Source organism: Streptomyces sp. NPDC051567 (assembly GCF_044454165.1).
Lineage (GTDB): Bacteria > Actinomycetota > Actinomycetes > Streptomycetales > Streptomycetaceae > Streptomyces.
Window position 1 is genome coordinate 38,153 of the sequence record NZ_JBITDK010000030.1, and the last position, 20,663, is coordinate 58,815.

The window sequence follows — 20,663 nt, forward strand, 5'->3', positions numbered from 1 at the left end:
CCCGATCCTCGGTACCCCGCGCGCCCGGCGGCTCCGGTGTACCCCACGGCCCCCACGACCCCGGTGTACCCGGCAGCCCCTGCCGGTCCCCTCCACACCACGCCTCCCGCAGCTCCCGCGCCTTCCGTACCTCCGGTCCCGGCCACCCCGTGCCCGTACCCTCCGCACCCGGCCGCCGCCCCGGCGCCTTTTCTCCGGCCCCCGCAACCCCCGCCGGAGGCGGGCCCGTACTCGGGCGGCCCCGACGACCTGGAGTACCGCACCGCCCCGGGCACCCGTGTCGTCCACCGCGCCCGGCAGCGCGGCGCCGACGCCACCGCCTGGGGGCAGCTCCTGCTCCACGTCCCCGGTTTCCTGCTGAGCCTGGCCGTGGTGGCATCGGCCGCCGTGCTCCTCGAACACGGGGCCCGGCTGCCCTCCTGGCTGCCTGTCCTCCTCTGGACCCTCTCCGGCGCGCTCGTCTTCCACCGCCCCAGCGAACGGCTCCTCGCCCGCCACCTGCACGGACTGCAGCACCCGCTCCCCGACGAGCTCGCCGTGCTCACCCCGGTCTGGCGCGAGGTCACCGCGCGCGCCGGTGTCGACGGCAGCCGCTACGAGCTGTGGATCGAGAACAGCGGGCATCCGAACGCGTCCGCGGCGGCCGGTCACCTCGTCGGCGTCACCCGGTACGCCGTGGAGAGACTCCCCCGGTCCCAGCTGGCCGCCGTCCTGGCCCACGAACTCGGCCACCACACCGGCGGCCATGCCTGGTCGGGCCTGCTCGGCTGGTGGTACGGGCTGCCCGGACGGGCCCTGTGGTGGTTCCTCCTGCGGGCGGCGCACCTCGTACTGCGGTCCGCTCGGCCCTCCGCCGGGAGGCGGCGCTCCGGCCCGGCCCTCCTCGTCCTCCTGGCGGGCATCCTCCTGACCGCCCTCGCCGGCTGGTTCGCCGTCCGCGCCGTCGCAGCCCTGTACGGGCTCCCGCTGGTCCTGATTGGCCTCCCCTGCGCCATGGCCGCGCTGCGCCGCCGCGCCGAGCTGCGGGCCGACGCGCACGCCGCCGCGCTGGGCTTCGCCCCCGGCCTCGCCCGGATGCTCCACGACACGCTCGCCGAGGAGGAGGAGCGGGGCGGCCCCGGGTCCCGGGGGCGGGCCGCCTTCGCCGGGGCCGGCCTGCTGGCGCGGCTGCTCTCGTCCCACCCTGACCACCGGACCCGGCTGCACCACCTCCGGCCGTACCTGAGGGCCACCCCCGGAACGCCGCAGGGCGGCCACCCTTTCGGGTGACCGCCCTGCGGTCCTGCGGTTACTGCTCGGGTCGGACTCAGCCGTTGTACGGGCCGTAGTCGTAGTCCTCCAGCGGGACAGCCTGGCCGGAGCCGGTGCCGAAGGGCGAGTAGTCGATGTCGTCGTAGCCGACGGCCGAGTACATCGCGGCCTTGGCCTCCTCGGTGGGCTCCACCCGGATGTTGCGGTAGCGGGCGAGACCCGTACCGGCCGGGATGAGCTTGCCGATGATGACGTTCTCCTTGAGGCCGATCAGGGAGTCGGACTTGGCGTTGATCGCCGCGTCCGTCAGAACCCTGGTCGTCTCCTGGAAGGACGCCGCCGACAGCCACGACTCGGTGGCGAGCGAGGCCTTGGTGATACCCATCAGCTGCGGACGGCCGGAGGCGGGGTGACCGCCCTCGGTGACCACACGACGGTTCTCGGTCTCGAACTTCGACCGCTCGACGAGCTCGCCCGGCAGGAGCTCCGCGTCGCCGGACTCGATGATCGTCACGCGGCGCAGCATCTGCCGGATGATGATCTCGATGTGCTTGTCGTGGATCGACACGCCCTGCGAGTTGTAGACCTTCTGGACTTCGCCGACCAGGTGGACCTGGACGGCACGCTGGCCGAGGATGCGCAGCACGTCGTGCGGGTTGGTGGCACCCATGGTGAGCTTCTGGCCCACCTCGACGTGGTCGCCCTCGTGCACGATGACCTTGGCGCGCTTGGAGATCGGGAACGCCGTCTCCTCGCTGCCGTCGTCGGGCGTGATGACGATCTTCTTCGTCTTCTCGGTCTCCTCGATCCGCACGCGGCCGGCGGCCTCGGAGATCGGGGCGACACCCTTCGGGGTACGGGCCTCGAAGAGCTCGACGACACGCGGCAGACCCTGCGTGATGTCGTCACCGGCCACACCACCGGTGTGGAAGGTACGCATCGTCAGCTGGGTACCGGGCTCACCGATGGACTGGGCGGCGATGATGCCGACCGCCTCACCGATGTCGACCAGCTTGCCGGTGGCCAGCGAGCGGCCGTAGCAGAAGGCACAGGTGCCGACCGCGGACTCGCAGGTCAGGACCGAGCGGGTCTTGACCTCCTCGACGCCGTTGGCGACCAGGGCGTCGATGAGCACGTCACCGAGGTCGACGTTGGCCGGCGCGATGACCTTGCCGTCGATGACGACGTCCTCGGCCAGCATGCGGGCGTAGATCGAGGTCTCGACGTCGTCGGCCTTGCGCAGCGCGCCGTCCTCGCCGCGAACGGCGATCTTCAGCTTCAGACCGCGCTCGGTGCCACAGTCCTCCTCGCGGATGATGACGTCCTGCGAGACGTCCACCAGACGACGGGTGAGGTAACCCGAGTCGGCGGTACGCAGGGCGGTGTCCGCCAGACCCTTACGGGCACCGTGCGTGGAGATGAAGTACTCCAGAACGGTGAGGCCCTCACGGAAGGACGCCTTGATCGGACGCGGGATGGTCTCGTTCTTCGCGTTCGACACCAGACCACGCATACCGGCGATCTGTCGCATCTGCATCATGTTTCCTCGGGCACCCGAGTCAACCATCATGAAGATGGGGTTCGTCTTGGGGAAGTTCGCGTTCATCGCCTCGGCAACCTCGTTGGTCGCCTTGGTCCAGATCGCGATGAGCTCCTGCGTGCGCTCGTCCTTGGTGATCAGACCGCGCTCGTACTGCTTCTGGACCTTCTCGTCCAGCTCCTCGTAGCCCTTGACGATGGCCTTCTTGGCCTCGGGCACGACGATGTCGGAGATGGCCACGGTGACGCCCGAACGGGTCGCCCAGTGGAAGCCGGCCGCCTTCAGGTTGTCGAGCGTCGCCGCCACGATGACCTTGGGGTAGCGCTCCGCCAGGTCGTTGACGATCTCGGAGAGCTGCTTCTTGCCCACCGAGTAGTCGACGAACGGGTAGTCCTCGGGCAGCAGCTCGTTGAAGAGCGCGCGGCCCAGCGAGGTGCGCAGCCGGAAGCTGTCGCCCTGCTGGAACTCCGGCTCGCCCTCCTCGGTGACCGGCGGCACCCAGCCGCGCGGCGGGATGGTGCCCACCGGGAAGCGGATGTCGACGGACGACTGGAGCGCGAGCTCGCCGTTGTCGAACGCCATGGTCGCCTCGGCGGTCGAGCCGAACGCGCGGCCCTCGCCCTTGACGTCACGGAGCTCACCGTCGGTGGTCAGGAAGAACAGACCGAGGACCATGTCCTGGGTCGGCATCGTGACCGGACGGCCGTCGGCCGGCTTGAGGATGTTGTTCGAGGACAGCATCAGGATGCGGGCCTCGGCCTGCGCCTCCGCGGAGAGCGGCAGGTGCACGGCCATCTGGTCACCGTCGAAGTCCGCGTTGAACGCGGTGCAGACGAGCGGGTGGATCTGGATGGCCTTGCCTTCGACCAGCTGGGGCTCGAAGGCCTGGATGCCGAGACGGTGCAGCGTGGGCGCACGGTTCAGCAGCACCGGGTGCTCGGCGATGACCTCTTCGAGCACGTCGTAGACGACCGTACGGCCGCGCTCGACCATGCGCTTCGCCGACTTGATGTTCTGCGCGTGGTTCAGGTCGACCAGGCGCTTCATCACGAACGGCTTGAAGAGCTCCAGCGCCATGGCCTTCGGCAGACCGCACTGGTGCAGCTTGAGCTGCGGACCGACGACGATCACGGAACGCGCGGAGTAGTCCACGCGCTTGCCGAGGAGGTTCTGGCGGAAGCGGCCCTGCTTGCCCTTCAGCATGTCGCTGAGGGACTTCAGGGGGCGGTTGCCGGGACCGGTCACCGGACGACCACGACGACCGTTGTCGAAGAGGGCGTCGACGGCCTCCTGGAGCATGCGCTTCTCGTTGTTCACGATGATCTCGGGGGCACCGAGGTCGAGAAGGCGCTTCAGGCGGTTGTTGCGGTTGATCACGCGGCGGTACAGGTCGTTCAGGTCGGAGGTCGCGAAGCGGCCACCGTCCAGCTGCACCATCGGACGCAGGTCCGGCGGGATGACCGGCACGCAGTCGAGCACCATGCCCTTGGGGCTGTTGCTGGTCTGCAGGAAGGCGGAGACGACCTTGAGGCGCTTGAGCGCACGGGTCTTCTTCTGGCCCTTGCCACTGCGGATGATCTCGCGGAGGCGCTCGGCCTCCTCCTCCAGGTCGAAGGACTCCAGACGCTTCTGCAGCGCCGCGGCGCCCATCGAGCCGTCGAAGTAGGTCCCGAAGCGGTCGCGCAGCTCGCGGTAGAGCAGCTCGTCGCCCTCCAGGTCCTGGACCTTGAGGTTCTTGAAGCGGTTCCAGACCTCGTCCAGACGGTCGATCTCGCGCTGGGCGCGGTCACGGAGCTGCTTCATCTCGCGCTCGGCGCCTTCGCGCACCTTGCGGCGCACGTCGGCCTTGGCGCCCTCGGCCTCAAGCTCGGCCAGGTCGGTCTCGAGCTTCTTGGCACGGCCTTCGAGGTCCGCGTCACGGCGGTTCTCGATCTGCTGGCGCTCGATGGAGACGTGGGTCTCCAGCGACGGGAGGTCGCGGGTGCGACGCTCGTCGTCCACGAACGTGATCATGTACGCGGCGAAGTAGATGACCTTTTCGAGGTCCTTCGGCGCGAGGTCCAGCAGGTAGCCGAGGCGCGACGGGACGCCCTTGAAGTACCAGATGTGGGTGACGGGAGCGGCAAGCTCGATGTGGCCCATCCGCTCACGGCGCACCTTGGCACGCGTGACCTCTACGCCACAACGCTCGCAGATGATGCCCTTGAAGCGGACACGCTTGTACTTACCGCAGTAGCACTCCCAGTCCCGGGTCGGACCGAAGATCTTCTCGCAGAAGAGTCCGTCCTTCTCGGGCTTGAGGGTGCGGTAGTTGATGGTCTCCGGCTTCTTGACCTCGCCGTGGGACCAGGTTCGGATGTCGTCCGCGGTGGCAAGGCCGATCCGCAGCTCGTCGAAGAAGTTGACGTCGAGCACTGTGCGTCAATCCCTCTTTCGGGGTCGAGTCTCAATCATGGTCTGAACGGTCCCGGGGGCGACGGGGGGCTCACTCAGGGAGCCCCCCGTCAGGCCCGTCAGACCTCTTCGACGCTGCTCGGCTCACGCCGGGACAGGTCGATACCGAGCTCCTCCGCCGCGCGGAAGACGTCCTCGTCGGTGTCGCGCATCTCGATGGACATGCCGTCCGAGGACAGCACCTCCACGTTGAGGCAGAGCGACTGCATTTCCTTGATGAGCACCTTGAAGGACTCGGGAATGCCCGGCTCGGGGATGTTCTCGCCCTTGACGATGGCCTCGTAGACCTTCACGCGGCCGGTGACGTCGTCGGACTTGATGGTCAGCAGTTCCTGGAGGGCGTAAGCGGCGCCATAAGCCTCCAGCGCCCACACCTCCATCTCACCGAATCGCTGGCCACCGAACTGTGCCTTACCACCCAGCGGCTGCTGCGTGATCATCGAGTACGGACCGGTCGACCGGGCGTGGAGCTTGTCGTCGACCAGGTGGTGGAGCTTGAGGATGTACATGTACCCGATCGAGACCGGGTCCGGGAACGGCTCGCCGGAGCGGCCGTCGAACAGACGCGCCTTGCCGGACGGGAGGACCAGGCGGTCGCCGTCGCGGTTCGGGATGGTGTGCTCGAAGAGGCCGGCGAGTTCGTCCTCACGGGCACCGTCGAACACCGGGGTGGCGACGTTGGTACCGGGCGCGACCTTGTCGGCGCCGATGACCTTCAGCCGCTCGGCCCACTCCTCGCCGAGCCCGGAGACGTCCCAGCCGCGGCTGGCGAGCCAGCCGAGGTGGATCTCCAGGACCTGTCCCGGGTTCATTCGGGACGGGACACCCAGCGGGTTCAGGATGATGTCGACCGGGGTGCCGTCCTCCAGGAACGGCATGTCCTCGATCGGAAGGATCTTGGAGATGACGCCCTTGTTGCCGTGACGGCCGGCGAGCTTGTCACCATCGGTGATCTTGCGCTTCTGGGCGACGTAGACGCGGACCAGCTGGTTCACGCCCGGGGGAAGCTCGTCGCCCTCCTCGCGGTCGAAGACGCGGACACCGATGACCTTGCCGATCTCACCGTGAGGAACCTTGAGCGAGGTGTCGCGCACCTCGCGGGCCTTCTCACCGAAGATCGCGCGGAGCAGTCGCTCCTCCGGGGTCAGCTCGGTCTCACCCTTGGGCGTGACCTTGCCGACCAGGATGTCACCGGCGACGACGTCCGCACCGATGCGGATGATGCCGCGCTCGTCGAGGTCCGCGAGGACCTCCTCGGAGACGTTCGGGATGTCCCGGGTGATCTCCTCGGGGCCGAGCTTGGTGTCACGGGCGTCGACCTCGTGCTCCTCGATGTGGATCGAGGAGAGGACGTCGTCCTGGACGAGGCGCTGCGACAGGATGATCGCGTCCTCGTAGTTGTGACCCTCCCACGGCATGAACGCGACGAGCAGGTTCTTGCCGAGGGCCATCTCGCCCTCTTCGGTCGCCGGACCGTCGGCGAGGACCTGGGCCTCGATGATCCGGTCACCCTCGTTGACGATGACCTTCTGGTTGACCGAGGTGCCCTGGTTCGAGCGGGAGAACTTGGCGACGCGGTACGTGGTGTACGTGCCGTCGTCGTTGGCGACGGTGATGTAGTCGGCCGAGACCTCCTGGACGACACCGTCCTTCTCCGCCTTGATCGAGTCACCGGCGTCGACCGCACAGCGGTACTCCATGCCGGTGCCGACGAGCGGGGCCTCCGCCTTGATCAGCGGAACGGCCTGGCGCATCATGTTCGCGCCCATGAGGGCACGGTTGGCGTCGTCGTGCTCCAGGAAGGGGATCATCGCGGTCGCGACGGACACCATCTGGCGCGGGGAGACGTCCATGTAGTCGACGTCGTCGCCGGCGATGTAGTCGATCTCGCCGCCACGACGGCGGACCAGCACGCGGTTCTCGGTGAAGCGCATGTCCTCGGACAGGCCGGCGTTGGCCTGGGCGATGACGAAGCGGTCCTCCTCGTCGGCGGTCAGGTAGTCGACCTCGTCGGTGACGACACCCTCGATGACCTTGCGGTACGGGGTCTCGACGAAGCCGAAGGCGTTGACCCGGCCGTAGGAGGCGAGCGAGCCGATCAGACCGATGTTCGGGCCTTCGGGGGTCTCGATCGGGCACATGCGGCCGTAGTGCGAGGGGTGCACGTCACGGACCTCGAAGCCGGCCCGCTCACGGGAGAGACCGCCGGGACCCAGCGCCGAGAGACGACGCTTGTGCGTCAGACCCGACAGCGGGTTGTTCTGGTCCATGAACTGCGACAGCTGGCTGGTGCCGAAGAACTCCTTGATGGAGGCGACGACCGGCCGGATGTTGATCAGGGTCTGCGGCGTGATCGCCTCGACGTCCTGGGTGGTCATCCGCTCGCGGACGACGCGCTCCATACGAGCCAGACCCGTGCGGACCTGGTTCTGGATGAGCTCGCCGACGTTGCGCAGACGACGGTTGCCGAAGTGGTCGATGTCATCGGTCTCGACCACGATCGAACGGCCGGACTCGCCGGTCGTCTCGGTCTCGCCGGCGTGCAGCTTGACCAGGTACTTGATCGTCGCGATGACGTCGTCGGTGGTGAGCACACCGGCGTCGAGCGGCTCGTCGGCGCCGAGCTTCTTGTTCACCTTGTAGCGGCCGACCTTCGCGAGGTCGTAGCGCTTCGGGTTGAAGTAGAGGTTCTCGAGCAGCGTCTGAGCGGCCTCACGGGTCGGCGGTTCGCCCGGACGCAGCTTGCGGTAGATGTCGAGCAGCGCGTCGTCCTGACCCTGGGTGTGGTCCTTCTCCAGGGTGGCGCGCATGGACTCGTACTCGCCGAACTCCTCAAGGATCTGCTCGGTGGTCCAACCGAGAGCCTTCAGGAGAACGGTGACGGACTGCTTGCGCTTGCGGTCGATGCGGACACCGACCATGTCGCGCTTGTCGATCTCCATCTCCAGCCAGGCACCCCGGGACGGGATGATCTTGGCGGAGAAGATGTCCTTGTCGGACGTCTTGTCGATGGAGGAGTCGAAGTAGACACCGGGGGAACGGACGAGCTGCGACACGACGACACGCTCGGTGCCGTTGATGACGAAGGTGCCCTTGTTGGTCATGAGCGGGAAGTCGCCCATGAAGACCGTCTGAGACTTGATCTCACCGGTCTCGTTGTTCGTGAACTCGGCGGTGACGAACAGCGGCGCCGCGAAGGTGAAGTCGCGGTCCTTGCACTCGTCGACGGAGTTCTTCGCCGGCTCGAAACGGTGGTCGCGGAAGGTCAGCGACATCGACCCGGAGAAGTCCTCGATCGGCGAGATCTCCTCGAAGATCTCTTCCAGACCTGACTTGGTGGGGACGTCCTGTCCACTCTCGAGCGCCGACTCGACGCGAGACTTCCAGGCCGCGTTCCCGAGCAGCCAGTCAAAGCTCTCGGTCTGCAGCGCCAGGAGGTTCGGAACCTCGAGGGGCTCCTTGATCTTTGCAAAGGAGATGCGCAGCGGGGCGGTGCTGGCACCGTTGTTCGTATTGGTCGAGGCGTTGCGCGAGGCGGCCAAGAGGGGGTCCTTCCGAGGGCTCGGACTCACTACGCGCGTACCGGTCCCAGCCGACACAGAAGACCGATGCTCCCGATCTGGAAGAAGACCAGGTCAGTGCGGTTCAATCAGTGTGCTCAAGCGTGGGTATGCCCCTGGCGACGGGCAGGGGGCAGCTAACAGGCAGCGCAAAGGGTCAGTGTAGCCACTTGGCTCACTGATGTCCAGACCAGGTTTCCGGAAACCGGCAACAGGCCCTTCCCCTTGTAGTCCAATGCTGCGGCTCTGGTACACAGAGCGCGTATCAGTACTGCCCTCTTCGTAGCCGATCCATGCCTCGAATCCTGGATCGGGCTGTCCGAGCGTGCGACGGATCTGAGAATTGCGCGCCGCGTGCCGTTCGTCAAGGCCCCCTGCTCCGTGCGGATCATCACCGGACCCTGGCGCGGGGCAACGAAGATCACCCTACTCCCCCGTGAGACCAGGGCAAATCAGGCACCCCGGGTACGCCGAAGGGCGACCACCCTTACGGGTGATCGCCCTTCACTGAGGCCTCGTGGAGGCCCCAGAGGTGTTACTTGACCTCGACCGAGGCGCCGGCACCCTTGAGGGCCTCGGCAGCCTTCTCCGCGGCCTCCTTGGCAACCTTCTCCAGGACGGGCTTCGGAGCGCCGTCGACGAGGTCCTTGGCCTCCTTCAGACCCAGGGAGGTCAGCTCGCGCACGACCTTGATGACCTGGATCTTCTTGTCACCGGCGGCGGTGAGGACGACGTCGAACTCGTCCTGCTCCTCGACGGCCTCGGCGGCGGCCGGGCCGGCGGGGCCGGCAACGGCGACGGCCGCGGCGGCGGTGACGTCGAACTTCTCCTCGAAGGCCTTCACGAACTCGGAGAGCTCGATGAGGGTCATGTCCTCGAACTGGCCGAGGAGGTCATCCTGAGAGAGCTTCGCCATGATGGGCGATCCTTCCACTAAATCGGCAGGTGCCGGATGTATATAGAGGCGGGCGTCACGGCCCGCTACGACCCGCGCGCTAGGCGGCGCGGATCAGTGCGCGAGCCGAATTACTCGGCACCGCCCTGCTCGGCGAGCTTGACGCGAAGCGCTTCCGCGGTGCGGACGAACTTCGACGGCAGCGCCTGGAAGAGCGAGGCAGCCTGAGACTGCTTGCCCTTGAACGCGCCGGCCAGCTTGCTGAGCAGAACCTCGCGGGACTCGAGGTCCGCGAGCTTCTTGATCTCATCGGCGGTGAGCGCCTTACCATCAAGGACACCCGCCTTGATGATGAGGTTCGGGTTGTCCTTGGCGAAGTCACGCAGGCTCTTCGCCGACTCCACCGGGTCACCGGTGATGAAGGCGACCGCGGTCGGACCAGCGAAGTGCTCGTCCAGCGCGGTGATCCCGGCCTGGTTGGCCGCAATCTTGGTCAGCGTGTTCTTCACCACGGCGTACTGGGCGTTCTCACCGAGCGAACGACGCAGCGTCTTGAGCTGCGCGACGGTGAGACCCCGGTACTCGGTCAGCACAGCGGCGTTCGAGCTCTGGAACTGGTCCGTGAGCTCGGCTACCGCGGCAGCCTTGTCGGGCCTTGCCATAGAGCGTCGGCCTCCTTCCGGGTGATGAGGACCGCTCAGAAGGGGCTGGACAATACGAAACGCCCCGGCGCAAGCGCACGGGGCGTAAGCTCGACCGAAATGAATCCGGGAGCCTTTCCACGAACACCTGCGCAGGTCGTTCGCATTCAGCGAATCCTTCGGTCACCGCACCCTTTCAGGCACAGCAACGACCAGCGGTCTTTGGCTTCCTCGGAAGAGTACGTGAACGGTGCCCCGGCGAGCAAATCGGCCGAAGACCGGCCTCCGCGCCGCACCGCCCCGGGTGTCCGGACACCTGGAAGAGCCTCCCGAGGGGGCTCGCTCCCCCGCCTCCGAGGGGGGAGAGGTCCCCGCCAGGCCCCGCACCTGGCACGCTACGCACCCCTGCCCCCGTACCTGCGCGCACGGGCGTGCGAGCCCCCGTACCCGGCCTGACCCTGGCCTCCGGGGCCCGTAGCGGGAAGCTGGGACTGCCAGGGCCTGCCGGACACGCGAACGGGCCCCCCGCCGCCCCGGTGAGGGGGAGGCGAGGGGCCCGTTCAGTCACTCAGGGTGAGCCGTCAGGCCCGGACCCTTCAGACCGCGGCCGGGTCTTCCTCGACGAGGAGGTTCCGGGTGCGGTTGGAGTCCAGCTGGATGCCGGGGCCCATGGTGGTGCTCAGGGCGGCCTTCCTGATGTAGCGGCCCTTCGCGGCGGACGGCTTCAGACGAAGGATCTCGTCCAGGGCCGCACCGTAGTTCTCGACCAGCTGCTCATCGGAGAAGGAGACCTTGCCGATGATGAAGTGCAGGTTCGAGTGCTTGTCGACGCGGAACTCGATCTTGCCACCCTTGATCTCGGTGACAGCCTTGGCGACGTCCATGGTGACGGTGCCGGTCTTCGGGTTCGGCATCAGGCCACGGGGACCGAGCACGCGGCCGAGGCGGCCGACCTTGCCCATGAGGTCCGGGGTGGCGACGACCGCGTCGAACTCGTTGAGGCGGTTGCCCTTGGCGATCTCGTTGATCAGCTCGTCATCGCCGACGATGTCGGCGCCGGCGGCTTCCGCAGCCGCAGCACGGTCACCGGTCGCGAAGACCAGGACCCGGGCGGTCTTGCCGGTGCCGTGCGGGAGGTTGACGGTGCCACGGACCATCTGGTCGGCCTTGCGCGGGTCGACACCCAGACGGAAGGCGACCTCGACGGTGCTGTCGAACTTGGTCGCGGAGGTCTCCTTGGCGAGACGGACGGCCTCGAGCGGGGCGTAGAACTTGTCCCGGTCGATCTTGGCGTCCGCAGCGCGGAGAGTCTTGCTGCGCTTCACTTCTGCTCCTGTGTTGTGACTTCAGGTGTGGAGTCGTGGTGCGGACCAGCGCTTGGTCCTACCACTTGGTGCTGGGGGCTGGATCAGCCTTCGACGGTGATGCCCATCGAGCGCGCGGTACCGGAGATGATCTTCTCCGCGGCGTCGATGTCGTTGGCGTTCAGGTCGGGCATCTTGAGCTCGGCGATCTCGCGGACCTGGGCGCGCGTCAGCTTCGCGACCTTGGTCTTGTGCGGCTCGCCGGAGCCCTTCTCCACACCAGCGTGCTTCAGGATGAGGCGCGCGGCCGGCGGGGTCTTGGTGATGAAGGTGAAGGAACGGTCGTCGTAGACCGTGATCTCCACCGGCACGACCATGCCACGCTGCGACTCGGTCGCGGCGTTGTAGGCCTTGCAGAACTCCATGATGTTGACGCCGTGCTGACCGAGCGCGGGGCCGACCGGCGGAGCCGGGTTGGCCGCACCGGCCTTGATCTGGAGCTTGATAAGCCCCGTGATCTTCTTCTTCTTGGGAGGCATTGCTCTCTCCGGGTCCTAGTGAGAGTTTTCAGCCGCCGATCCGGTCATCCGGACGGAGGCATACCGCACCACGATAACGGGTATCGGCACGGGGCCAAAAACCGAGCAGGTCAGACCGCCCTCGAAGGGTGGTCTGACCTGTCCGGAAGCTGTGGTTCAGAAGCCGTGTCCCACGCGGGGCACGAGGTGGGATCAGTTCTTCTGAATCTGGTCGAAGCTGAGCTCGACCGGGGTCTCGCGACCGAAGATCTCGACGAGGCCCTTGACCTTCTTCGAGTCCGGGTTGATCTCGTTGATGGTCGCCTGGAGCGTCGCGAACGGGCCGTCGGTGACGGTGACCGAGTCGCCGACCTCGAAGTCGAGCACCTGGATCTCGCGCTTGACGTGGGGCGCGGGCAGACCGGCCTCTTCGGCGGCGGCCTTGGCGGCCTTCTCCTGCGCCTCCGGGGCGAGCATCTTGACGATCTCGTCCAGGGTCAGCGGGTACGGGTCGTACGCGTTGCCGACGAAGCCGGTGACACCAGGCGTGTTGCGCACGACGCCCCAGGACTCGTTCGTCAGATCCATGCGGACGAGAACGTAACCGGGCAGCTTGTTCTGCCGGACGTTCTTGCGTTCGCCGTTCTTGATCTGGACGATCTCTTCCTCGGGCACTTCGGCCTGGTAGATGAACTCCTCGACGTTCAGCGAGACGGCGCGCTGCTCCAGGTTGGCCTTCACGCGCTTCTCGTAGCCCGCGTAGGTGTGGATGACGTACCACTCGCCCGGCAGGAGACGGAGCTCCTCGCGCAGGGCCTGGACGGGGTCGACCGGCTCGGCCGGGGCGGCCTCTTCGGCCTCCGCGTCGTCAGCCTCGACCTCGGCCTCAGCCTCGGTCTCGACCGTGGCTTCGGCCTCGTCGTCAGCCTGGTCCGTGTCGTCGGCCTCGTCCTCGACGTGCACCGCGGCCTCTTCGGCGGCGACACCCGCCTCGGCGTCGGCGAGCTCGGCCTCGTCGGGGTCCACAGCGTCTGCCGCCTCGACGATGTCGAGCTCGTCCTCGACGGACTCGACGGAGTCGTGGCTCACGTTCAGGTTCGGGTCAGACACGGTGGCTGCTTCTTCCTGGATACAAAAGGTGGTGGAACATGCGAAAACGGGCGGCACCCATCAAGGCGCCGCCCTCCGCGGGGATCAGCCGAAGACGAACTTGATGGCTTCCTGGAACCCATAGTCAATCACGGTCACCAGACCGATCATGATGACCACGAAGACAATCACCACAGTGGTGTACGTCGTGAGCTGGTTGCGAGTGGGCCATACAACCTTGCGGAGTTCCGCGACGATCTGGCGGTAGAAAAGCGCGAGCCGGCCCACAGGGCCCTTCTTGCCGCGCTTGCCGCCCTTGCGGGCCTTCTTCTCGCGAGTGTCGTCCTCGGCGTCAGGCACGTCGATGGAGCCCAGGGCGTCCGTCATGTCTCTCACCTGAATCCGGGTCGTGGCCGTACCGCGCCCGGTTGCGCCGCACGGCGTTGCATCGAAGTACGTACCTGCGCACACACGTCCTAGAAGGAGTGTGGAGCAGGGCCGGAGGGACTCGAACCCCCAACCGCTGGTTTTGGAGACCAGTGCTCTACCAATTGAGCTACGACCCTTTGCGTTCCCCAACCTACCGCATCCGGACGAGTGCACGGAGTGCTCACGCTCTGGAGCGGCTGGCGAGGTCCAACGACAGGTGAGTGTACGTGCTCCGGGCCCTGACGTCGAACAGAACCCGACCTGACATCCTCCGGCCCGGTAACCGAAACGGTGTGCGGCGCTTCTGGGCCGTCTGGGACGATGGCTCGCATGACCTCTGCAACGCCTTCCTCCGAGCGCCGGGTGTCCGCCCGTATCGGCGCCATTTCCGAGTCCGCCACCCTCGCCGTGGACGCCAAGGCCAAGGCCCTCAAGGCCGCCGGGCGTCCGGTGATCGGCTTCGGTGCGGGCGAGCCCGACTTCCCGACCCCGGACTACATCGTCGAGGCCGCGGTCGAGGCGTGCCGCAACCCGAAGTACCACCGCTACACGCCCGCGGGCGGTCTGCCCGAGCTGAAGGCCGCGATCGCCGCGAAGACGCTGCGCGACTCCGGCTACGAGGTCGACGCCTCGCAGGTCCTGGTGACCAACGGTGGCAAGCAGGCGATCTACGAGGGGTTCGCGGCCATCCTGGACCCGGGTGACGAGGTCATCGTCCCGGCCCCCTACTGGACCACCTACCCGGAGTCCATCCGTCTCGCCGGCGGTGTCCCGGTCGAGGTCGTCACCGACGAGACCACCGGCTACCGGGTCTCCGTCGAGCAGTTGGAGGCCGCGCGCACCGAGCGCACCAAGGTCCTCGTCTTCGTCTCCCCCTCGAACCCGACCGGCGCCGTCTACAACGAGGCCGACGCCGAGGCGATCGGCCGCTGGGCCGCCGAGCACGGCCTGTGGGTGCTGACGGACGAGATCTACGAGCACCTCGTCTACGGCGACGCGAAGTTCGTCTCGCTGCCCGCGATCGTCCCCGAGCTGCGCGACCGCTGCATCGTGGTCAACGGCGTCGCCAAGACGTACGCGATGACCGGCTGGCGGGTGGGCTGGGTGATCGGCCCGAAGGACGTCATCAAGGCCGCGACCAACCTCCAGTCGCACGCCACCTCCAACGTCTCCAACGTGGCCCAGGTCGCGGCGCTGGCCGCCGTCACCGGCGGCCTGGACGCGGTCACGGAGATGCGGTCCGCCTTCGACCGCCGCCGTCAGACGATCGTGCGGATGCTGAACGAGATCGACGGCGTGCTCTGCCCGACCCCGGAGGGCGCGTTCTACGTGTACCCCTCGGTCAAGGCGCTGCTGGGCAAGGAGATCCGCGGCAAGCGCCCGCAGACCTCGGCCGAGCTGGCCACGCTGATCCTCGACGAGGCCGAGGTGGCGGTCGTCCCGGGTGAGGCGTTCGGTACCCCGGGCTACCTGCGGCTGTCGTACGCCCTGGGTGACGAGGACCTGGTGGAGGGCGTCTCCCGCCTCCAGAAGCTGCTGGCCGAGGCGAAGGCCTGATCCAGTACCCCGGAACGGGCGGTGCCGCACCTGCGGCGCCGCCCGTTTCCGCGTTCGGGTGGGCACCCGATCGGGAAAACCCCCTCCCGCCAGGGCTCTTCGTACGGCAGGATCACCGGATGACGGTCCTTCCCGGGGGACAGCCCCCCACTGCCCCGACCACCCCGCACCCCCCGCAGGCACGCGATCTCCGGCTTCTGCCCAAGGCCCACCTGCACCTGCACTTCACCGGATCGATGCGGCCGTCGACCCTGCTGGAGCTCGCCGACAAGTACGGCGTGCGGCTGCCCGACGCGCTGACCGCCGGGGAGCCGCCCAAGCTGCGGGCCACCGACGAGCGGGGCTGGTTCCGTTTCCAGCGGCTCTACGACGCCGCCCGCTCCTGCCTGCGCGAGCCCGACGACATCCGGCGGCTGGTCCGCGAGGCCGCGGAGGAGGACGTACGGGACGGCAGCGGCTGGCTGGAGATCCAGGTGGACCCCACCTCGTACGCGCCGTTGCTCGGCGGGATGATCCCGGCCGTGGAGATCATCCTGGACGCCGTGGACGCGGCCTCCCGGGAGACCGGGCTCGGGATGCGGGTGGTGATCGCCGCCAACCGCATGAAGCACCCCCTCGACGCCCGCACCCTGGCCCGTCTCGCCGTCCGCTACGCGGACCGGGGCGTCGTCGGCTTCGGGCTCTCCAACGACGAGCGGCGCGGGATGGCCCGTGACTTCGACCGGGCCTTCGCCATCGCCCGTGAGGGCGGGCTGCTCGCGGCCCCGCACGGCGGCGAGCTGACCGGCCCGTCCTCCGTCCGGGACTGCCTCGACGACCTGCACGCCGCCCGGATCGGGCACGGGGTCCGGGCCGCCGAGGACCCCCGGCTGCTGAAGCGGCTCGCGGACCGGCAGATCACCTGCGAGGTCTGCCCGGCCTCGAACGTCGCCCTCGGGGTGTACGAGCGGCACGAGGACGTCCCGCTGCGGACGCTCTTCGAGGCCGGGGTGCCGATGGCACTGGGCGCCGACGACCCGCTGCTGTTCGGGTCCCGGCTGGCGGCGCAGTACGAGATCGCGCGCCGCCACCACGCCTTCACGGACGCGGAGCTCGCCGAGCTGGCCCGGCAGTCGGTGCGGGGTTCGGCCGCGCCGGAGGAGGTCCAGGGCAAGCTGCTGGCCGGGATCGACCACTGGCTGGCGGGCTGACCGGTCCGCGCGGGGGCGGTGGGGTGGGCCGGGCGGGTCAGCGGGTCAGCCTCAGGTCGCCCTCCCAGCAGTCGGCCCGGACCCGGTCGCCGTCCGCGAAGGCGATCTCCAGGTGGGTGCGGCCGGTGCGCGGGGCGGCGACCTCGGCGACCGAGGCGACTCTCTGGCCGAGGTGGCGCAGGAAGGGGTGGTCCCCGAGGTCCTCGCCGACCTCGACGCGGCCCCACTCCCCCATGTCGCAGGGCCCGTGCGGGGCGGCGGACTCGACGATGAGGCACCGGTCGGACCCGGTGGTGATCCGCGTGGAGTCGCCGAGGCTGTCGATCAGCCAGACGTCGAGCGGCGCCTCGGACCGCTCGCCCTCGCTGACGTGCCAGGACGCGACGACTCTGCGGAGTGTGCGCCCCACGAGGCGGGTGGGGTCCGTACCGGCCCCGTGCAGGGGACAGACCATGGGCGGCCGGGGCTCCTCAGATGCTGACGCCGACCGTCACCGGCTCGTTGACCAGGGTGACGCCGAATGCCTCGTGGACGCCCGCGACGACCTCGCGGGCCAGGGTGAGGAGGTCTTCGGTGGTGGCCTCGCCGCGGTTGGTGAGGGCGAGGGTGTGCTTGGTGGAGATGCGGGCGGGGCCGCTGCCGTAGCCCTTGGCGAAGCCGGCCTTGTCGATCAGCCAGGCCGCGCTGGTCTTCGTACGGCCGTCGCCCGCGGGGTAGGCGGGCGGGGCGGCGGCGGGGCCGAGGCGGTCCTGGACGCGGGCGAGGAAGGACGCGTACGCCTCGTCGGTCAGGACCGGGTTGTGGAAGAAGGAGCCGGCCGACCAGGTGTCGTGGTCGGCGGGGTCGAGGACCATCCCCTTGCCGGCGCGCAGGCGCAGCACGGTCTCGCGGGCGGTGGCGGCGGGGACCCGGTCGCCCGCCTCGACACCGAGGGCGCGGGCGGTCTCGGGGTACTTGACCGGCGCGGAGAGGCCGCCCGCGTCCTCCAGGGCGAAGCGCACGCGCAGGACGACGTAGCGGCCGGGCCGGTGCTTGAAGAGGCTGTCGCGGTAGGAGAAGGCGCAGTCCGCGGCGGGGAGGGTGACCGTCTCGCGGCGGGTGCGGTCGTAGGCGACGACCTCGGTGATGGTGTCGCCGACCTCCTGGCCGTACGCGCCGACGTTCTGGATCGGGGTCGCACCGGCGGAGCCGGGGATTCCGGCGAGGCATTCGATGCCGGCGAGGCCCGCTTCGACGGTGCGGGCGACGGCCTCGCTCCAGTTCTCGCCCGCGGCGAGCTCCAGGGTGGTGCCGGTGAGGGTGAAGCCGGTGGTGGCGATGTGCAGGGCGGTGCCGTCGAAGCCCTGGTCGCCGATGACCAGGTTGCTGCCGCCGCCGATGACCAGGAGCGGGGTGCCGCCGGCGTCCGCGGCGCGGACGGCTTCGACCACCTCGGCGTCGGTGGTCGCGGTGACCAGGCGGGCGGCGGGGCCACCGAGACGGAAGGTGGTCAGCGGGGCGAGGGGGGCGTCGTGGAGTTCCTGCACGTGGACAAGAGTACGGTCCGGGCCCCGCGCATCCCGGCGGGGCGCGGGCCGCGGGCCCGGGCCGCACCGGTTGTCCCCCGTGCGGCCCGTTCCGGGCGGGGCCCCGGCCGGGGTGCGCGGGGTCAGCGGGCGGCGGTGACCTTGCCGACCGGCCCGGCGGGGGTGGCGGTGGCGGCCGGGTCGGTGGCGGTCAGGTCGGAGGCGGTCAGGTCGGAGGCGGTCAGGTCGGGGGCGGGGGCCGCCGGGGTGTGCTTCGCGCCGCCCTTGCGCGACAGCAGGGCCAGAGCGGCGGCCAGGGCGACGGCCCCGGCGCCGATCCACAGGGCGGGGACGGTGCCGTCGGTGAAGGTCTGCGGGGTCCGGTAGCCGCCCTGGGCGGAGAAGACCGAGGCCATGACGGCGACACCGAGGGCTCCGCCGACCTCGCGCAGGGCGGTGTTGGCCCCGGAGGCCCTGCCCTGGTCCGCGGGGGCCACGGTGGACATCAGCAGGTTCACGGAGGGGGCGAAGTACAGGCCCATGCCGATCCCGCTGAGGATCAGCGGCGGCAGCTGCGTGAGGTACGACATGTCCGTGCTGAGGACCATCGCGAACCAGCCGAGGCCGAGGGCCTGGAGGGCGAGCCCGGCGGCGACGACCGGACGGCCGCCGATCCGGTCGGAGAGGATGCCGGCCAGCGGGGCGATGATCATCGGCATGCCGGTCCAGGGCAGCATGCGCAGCCCGGCCTCGGTGGGCGAGTGGCCCGAGACGCCCTGGAGGAACTGGCTGAGCAGGAAGACCGAGCCGAACATGCCGAGGAACATCAGCAGACCGGCCAGGTTGATCCCGAGGAACCCCCGGTCGCGGAAGAGGCGCATGGGGAGCATGGGGTCCGCGTGGCGGAAGCCGTGGTGGACGAAGGCGCCGGTGAGCGCGGAGCCGACGATCAGCCCGGTGAGGACGGGGGCGCTGGTCCAGCCCTCGGCGTTGGCGTTGACCAGGGCGTAGACGATGCCGAAGAGCCCGAAGCTGATGAGCAGGGTGCCGTGGATGTCGAGGCGGGAGCCGGGGGCGGTGGACTCGGCGAGGCGCAGGCGGGCGAGCGGGATCAGGACCAGGCCCGTCGGCACGTTGAGCCAGAAGATCCACTGCCAGGAGATGTACTCGGTCAGGCTGCCGCCGATCAGGGGGCCTCCGGCGATGGCGAGGCCGGTGACGGCCCCGTAGATGCCGAGGGCCAGCCCGCGCCGGGCCGCCGGGACGGCCGCGGTGAGCAGGGTGAGGGTGAGCGGCATCATGATCGCGGCGCCGACGCCCTGGACGGCCCGGGCGGCGATGAGCGCGTCGATGCCGGGCGAGAGGGCCGCGGCGGCGGAGGCCCCGGTGAAGACGGCGAGGCCGGCGACGAAGAGCCGGCGGCGGCCGAAGCGGTCACCGAGGGCGGCGCCGAACATGAGGAGGACGGCGAAGGTGAGCGTGTAGGCGTTCACCGTCCACTCCAGGTCCTCCAGCGTGCCGCCGAGGTCGGCGCGGATGGCGGGGAGCGCGGTGGTGACGACGAGGTTGTCGAGCGCGGCCATGAAGCTGGCGACCCCGGTGAGGACGAGCGCCCAGACGGCGGGGGCGCGGAGCCTGGTGTCCGGGGCGGTGGTCGCTTGCACGTCTGCGGCCGGGGTGGCGGGTGTGGCTGTGGCCGGGTCCTGTGCGTTCATGTACTCCCCCTGATGATTATTAGTGATCAATAACTAACTTTTGCGGGCGCGACCTCGCCACGAAGAAGAGAAGGTGGCGCGGGCGGCGTCTACGGCGGGCCGGGCGGGGCCGGGACGCTCCGCCGCCTGCGGGACGGACGGACGCGCACCCGGCGGGAGGGCGGCCGGTGGCCGGTGGACGGGCGGACCGGCCGGGTGGCCGGGCGGGGCGCCGGGTCGGGTCGGGGACCCGCCCGGCGATCAGGCGGCGGGGGCCGAACGGCCCCGGGGGGAAGGACCGGGCGACTCGGCCCCGGCCGCCCCCTCGGCCTCACCCCCGGCCTCGGGCGGGTGGCCGTCATCCGGTGCGGCGGACGGGTTGAGCCCCTCCCAGACCCGGTGGCCGGCCGGGAAGCCCATGGCCGCCAGGGTGTTGATGAGCATCCCGTACGCCATGAAGTCGGTGGTCGCCTTGACGTCGGCCCCGAGGGCCGGGTGCACCGTGTCCCAGAGCCCCGTCCAGGCCGTGCGCACCATCTCGCCGAACTCGGTCTCACCGGCCGCCTCGGCGGCGGCCACGGTCACGTAGGTCTGGAGCTGGAGCTGGAGCTTGTCGGGCTGTTCGACGATCAGCCGCAGGTACGCCGCCCCCATGGCGTCCAGCACCTCACTGCCCTCGCGGCCCTCGACGGCCTCCGCGAAGACGAGCCGGACGTCCTCCATGCAGCGGGAGACGGCGGCCAGGAAGATCGCCTGCTTGTTCGGGAAGAGGCGGAAGAGGTACGGCTGCGAGACGCCGACGCGCTTGGCGATCGCCTCGGTGGAAGTCCCGTAGTAGCCCCCGCGAGCGAACTCGTGGATCGCCGCACGGATGACGCTCTCGCGTCGCTCGTCTGCACTCATCCTTACCATGGACACGAAGTTAGTGCTCAATCACTAACTTCGTCAACCCTCTGTCGGCCGAGTCGAGTACCGCCCGCCGGGGCCGGTGCGTGCGGCGTACGGAGCGGGCCTCAGCCCGGCCCCGCCGCCGTAC

General features: G+C 69.2%; 15 protein-coding genes and 1 tRNA gene. 3 read left to right on the forward strand and 13 right to left on the reverse strand.

Annotated features, from left to right (window positions below; all coding sequences use genetic code 11):
* The first annotated feature begins 63 nt into the window (after positions 1–63).
* Entirely contained in the window at positions 64–1,269 is a 1,206-nt protein-coding gene (locus tag ACIA5F_RS26010; RefSeq protein WP_399356937.1) for a M48 family metalloprotease, read from the forward strand.
* A 37-nt stretch (positions 1,270–1,306) separates the two neighbouring features.
* Here ACIA5F_RS26010 and ACIA5F_RS26015 read toward each other — a convergent pair whose 3' ends face one another.
* The 9 genes from ACIA5F_RS26015 to ACIA5F_RS26055 all read right to left on the reverse strand — a co-directional run bounded on the left by ACIA5F_RS26015 (position 1,307) and on the right by ACIA5F_RS26055 (position 13,818).
* On the reverse strand, positions 1,307–5,206 hold the full coding sequence (locus tag ACIA5F_RS26015; protein WP_399356939.1) for a DNA-directed RNA polymerase subunit beta': 3,900 nt from the start codon (positions 5,204–5,206) through the stop codon (positions 1,307–1,309).
* A 98-nt stretch (positions 5,207–5,304) separates the two neighbouring features.
* Entirely contained in the window at positions 5,305–8,787 is a 3,483-nt protein-coding gene (gene rpoB / locus ACIA5F_RS26020) for a DNA-directed RNA polymerase subunit beta (protein ID WP_399356941.1), read from the reverse strand.
* Between the two features lie 553 nt (positions 8,788–9,340).
* Positions 9,341–9,721 (reverse strand): 50S ribosomal protein L7/L12, encoded by a 381-nt coding sequence (gene rplL, locus ACIA5F_RS26025; protein WP_399356943.1) that lies wholly within the window; start codon positions 9,719–9,721, stop codon positions 9,341–9,343.
* 110 nt (positions 9,722–9,831) lie between these two features.
* A complete protein-coding gene (rplJ, locus tag ACIA5F_RS26030) occupies positions 9,832–10,362 on the reverse strand; it encodes a 50S ribosomal protein L10 (RefSeq protein WP_030710304.1) in 531 nt (176 codons plus the stop codon).
* Positions 10,363–10,937: 575 nt separating this feature from the next.
* Positions 10,938–11,666, reverse strand: coding sequence for a 50S ribosomal protein L1 (gene rplA, locus ACIA5F_RS26035; RefSeq protein ID WP_399356945.1), 729 nt, complete (start codon positions 11,664–11,666; stop codon positions 10,938–10,940).
* Positions 11,667–11,749: 83 nt separating this feature from the next.
* Positions 11,750–12,184: a 50S ribosomal protein L11 gene (rplK, locus tag ACIA5F_RS26040; protein ID WP_150518347.1), complete on the reverse strand. Its 435-nt coding sequence runs from the start codon at positions 12,182–12,184 to the stop codon at positions 11,750–11,752.
* Positions 12,185–12,376: 192 nt separating this feature from the next.
* On the reverse strand, positions 12,377–13,273 hold the full coding sequence (gene nusG / locus ACIA5F_RS26045; RefSeq protein ID WP_399356947.1) for a transcription termination/antitermination protein NusG: 897 nt from the start codon (positions 13,271–13,273) through the stop codon (positions 12,377–12,379).
* 84 nt (positions 13,274–13,357) lie between these two features.
* Positions 13,358–13,639: a preprotein translocase subunit SecE gene (gene secE, locus ACIA5F_RS26050; RefSeq protein WP_399356949.1), complete on the reverse strand. Its 282-nt coding sequence runs from the start codon at positions 13,637–13,639 to the stop codon at positions 13,358–13,360.
* A gap of 106 nt (positions 13,640–13,745) precedes the next feature.
* Positions 13,746–13,818 (reverse strand) — tRNA-Trp (locus tag ACIA5F_RS26055).
* A gap of 193 nt (positions 13,819–14,011) precedes the next feature.
* Here ACIA5F_RS26055 and ACIA5F_RS26060 point away from each other — a divergent pair.
* Together ACIA5F_RS26060 and ACIA5F_RS26065 are read left to right on the forward strand one after the other, a co-directional pair.
* Positions 14,012–15,238 carry a pyridoxal phosphate-dependent aminotransferase gene (locus ACIA5F_RS26060; RefSeq protein WP_399356951.1) on the forward strand — a complete coding sequence of 409 codons (1,227 nt, stop codon included), beginning with the start codon at positions 14,012–14,014 and terminating at the stop codon, positions 15,236–15,238.
* Between the two features lie 119 nt (positions 15,239–15,357).
* Positions 15,358–16,428: an adenosine deaminase gene (locus ACIA5F_RS26065; protein WP_399356953.1), complete on the forward strand. Its 1,071-nt coding sequence runs from the start codon at positions 15,358–15,360 to the stop codon at positions 16,426–16,428.
* A 37-nt stretch (positions 16,429–16,465) separates the two neighbouring features.
* Here the strand turns inward: ACIA5F_RS26065 and ACIA5F_RS26070 are convergent, their stop codons facing one another.
* The 4 genes from ACIA5F_RS26070 to ACIA5F_RS26085 all read right to left on the reverse strand — a co-directional run bounded on the left by ACIA5F_RS26070 (position 16,466) and on the right by ACIA5F_RS26085 (position 20,539).
* Positions 16,466–16,882, reverse strand: coding sequence for a hypothetical protein (locus ACIA5F_RS26070; protein ID WP_399356955.1), 417 nt, complete (start codon positions 16,880–16,882; stop codon positions 16,466–16,468).
* Positions 16,883–16,898: 16 nt separating this feature from the next.
* The gene (locus ACIA5F_RS26075; RefSeq protein ID WP_399356957.1) at positions 16,899–17,954 is read right to left on the reverse strand and encodes a UDP-N-acetylmuramate dehydrogenase; all 1,056 of its coding nucleotides are present in this window, start codon (positions 17,952–17,954) and stop codon (positions 16,899–16,901) included.
* Between the two features lie 122 nt (positions 17,955–18,076).
* Positions 18,077–19,648 (reverse strand): DHA2 family efflux MFS transporter permease subunit, encoded by a 1,572-nt coding sequence (locus ACIA5F_RS26080; protein WP_399356959.1) that lies wholly within the window; start codon positions 19,646–19,648, stop codon positions 18,077–18,079.
* A 240-nt stretch (positions 19,649–19,888) separates the two neighbouring features.
* Positions 19,889–20,539 (reverse strand): TetR/AcrR family transcriptional regulator, encoded by a 651-nt coding sequence (locus tag ACIA5F_RS26085; RefSeq protein ID WP_399356961.1) that lies wholly within the window; start codon positions 20,537–20,539, stop codon positions 19,889–19,891.
* Positions 20,540–20,663: the final 124 nt, after the last annotated feature.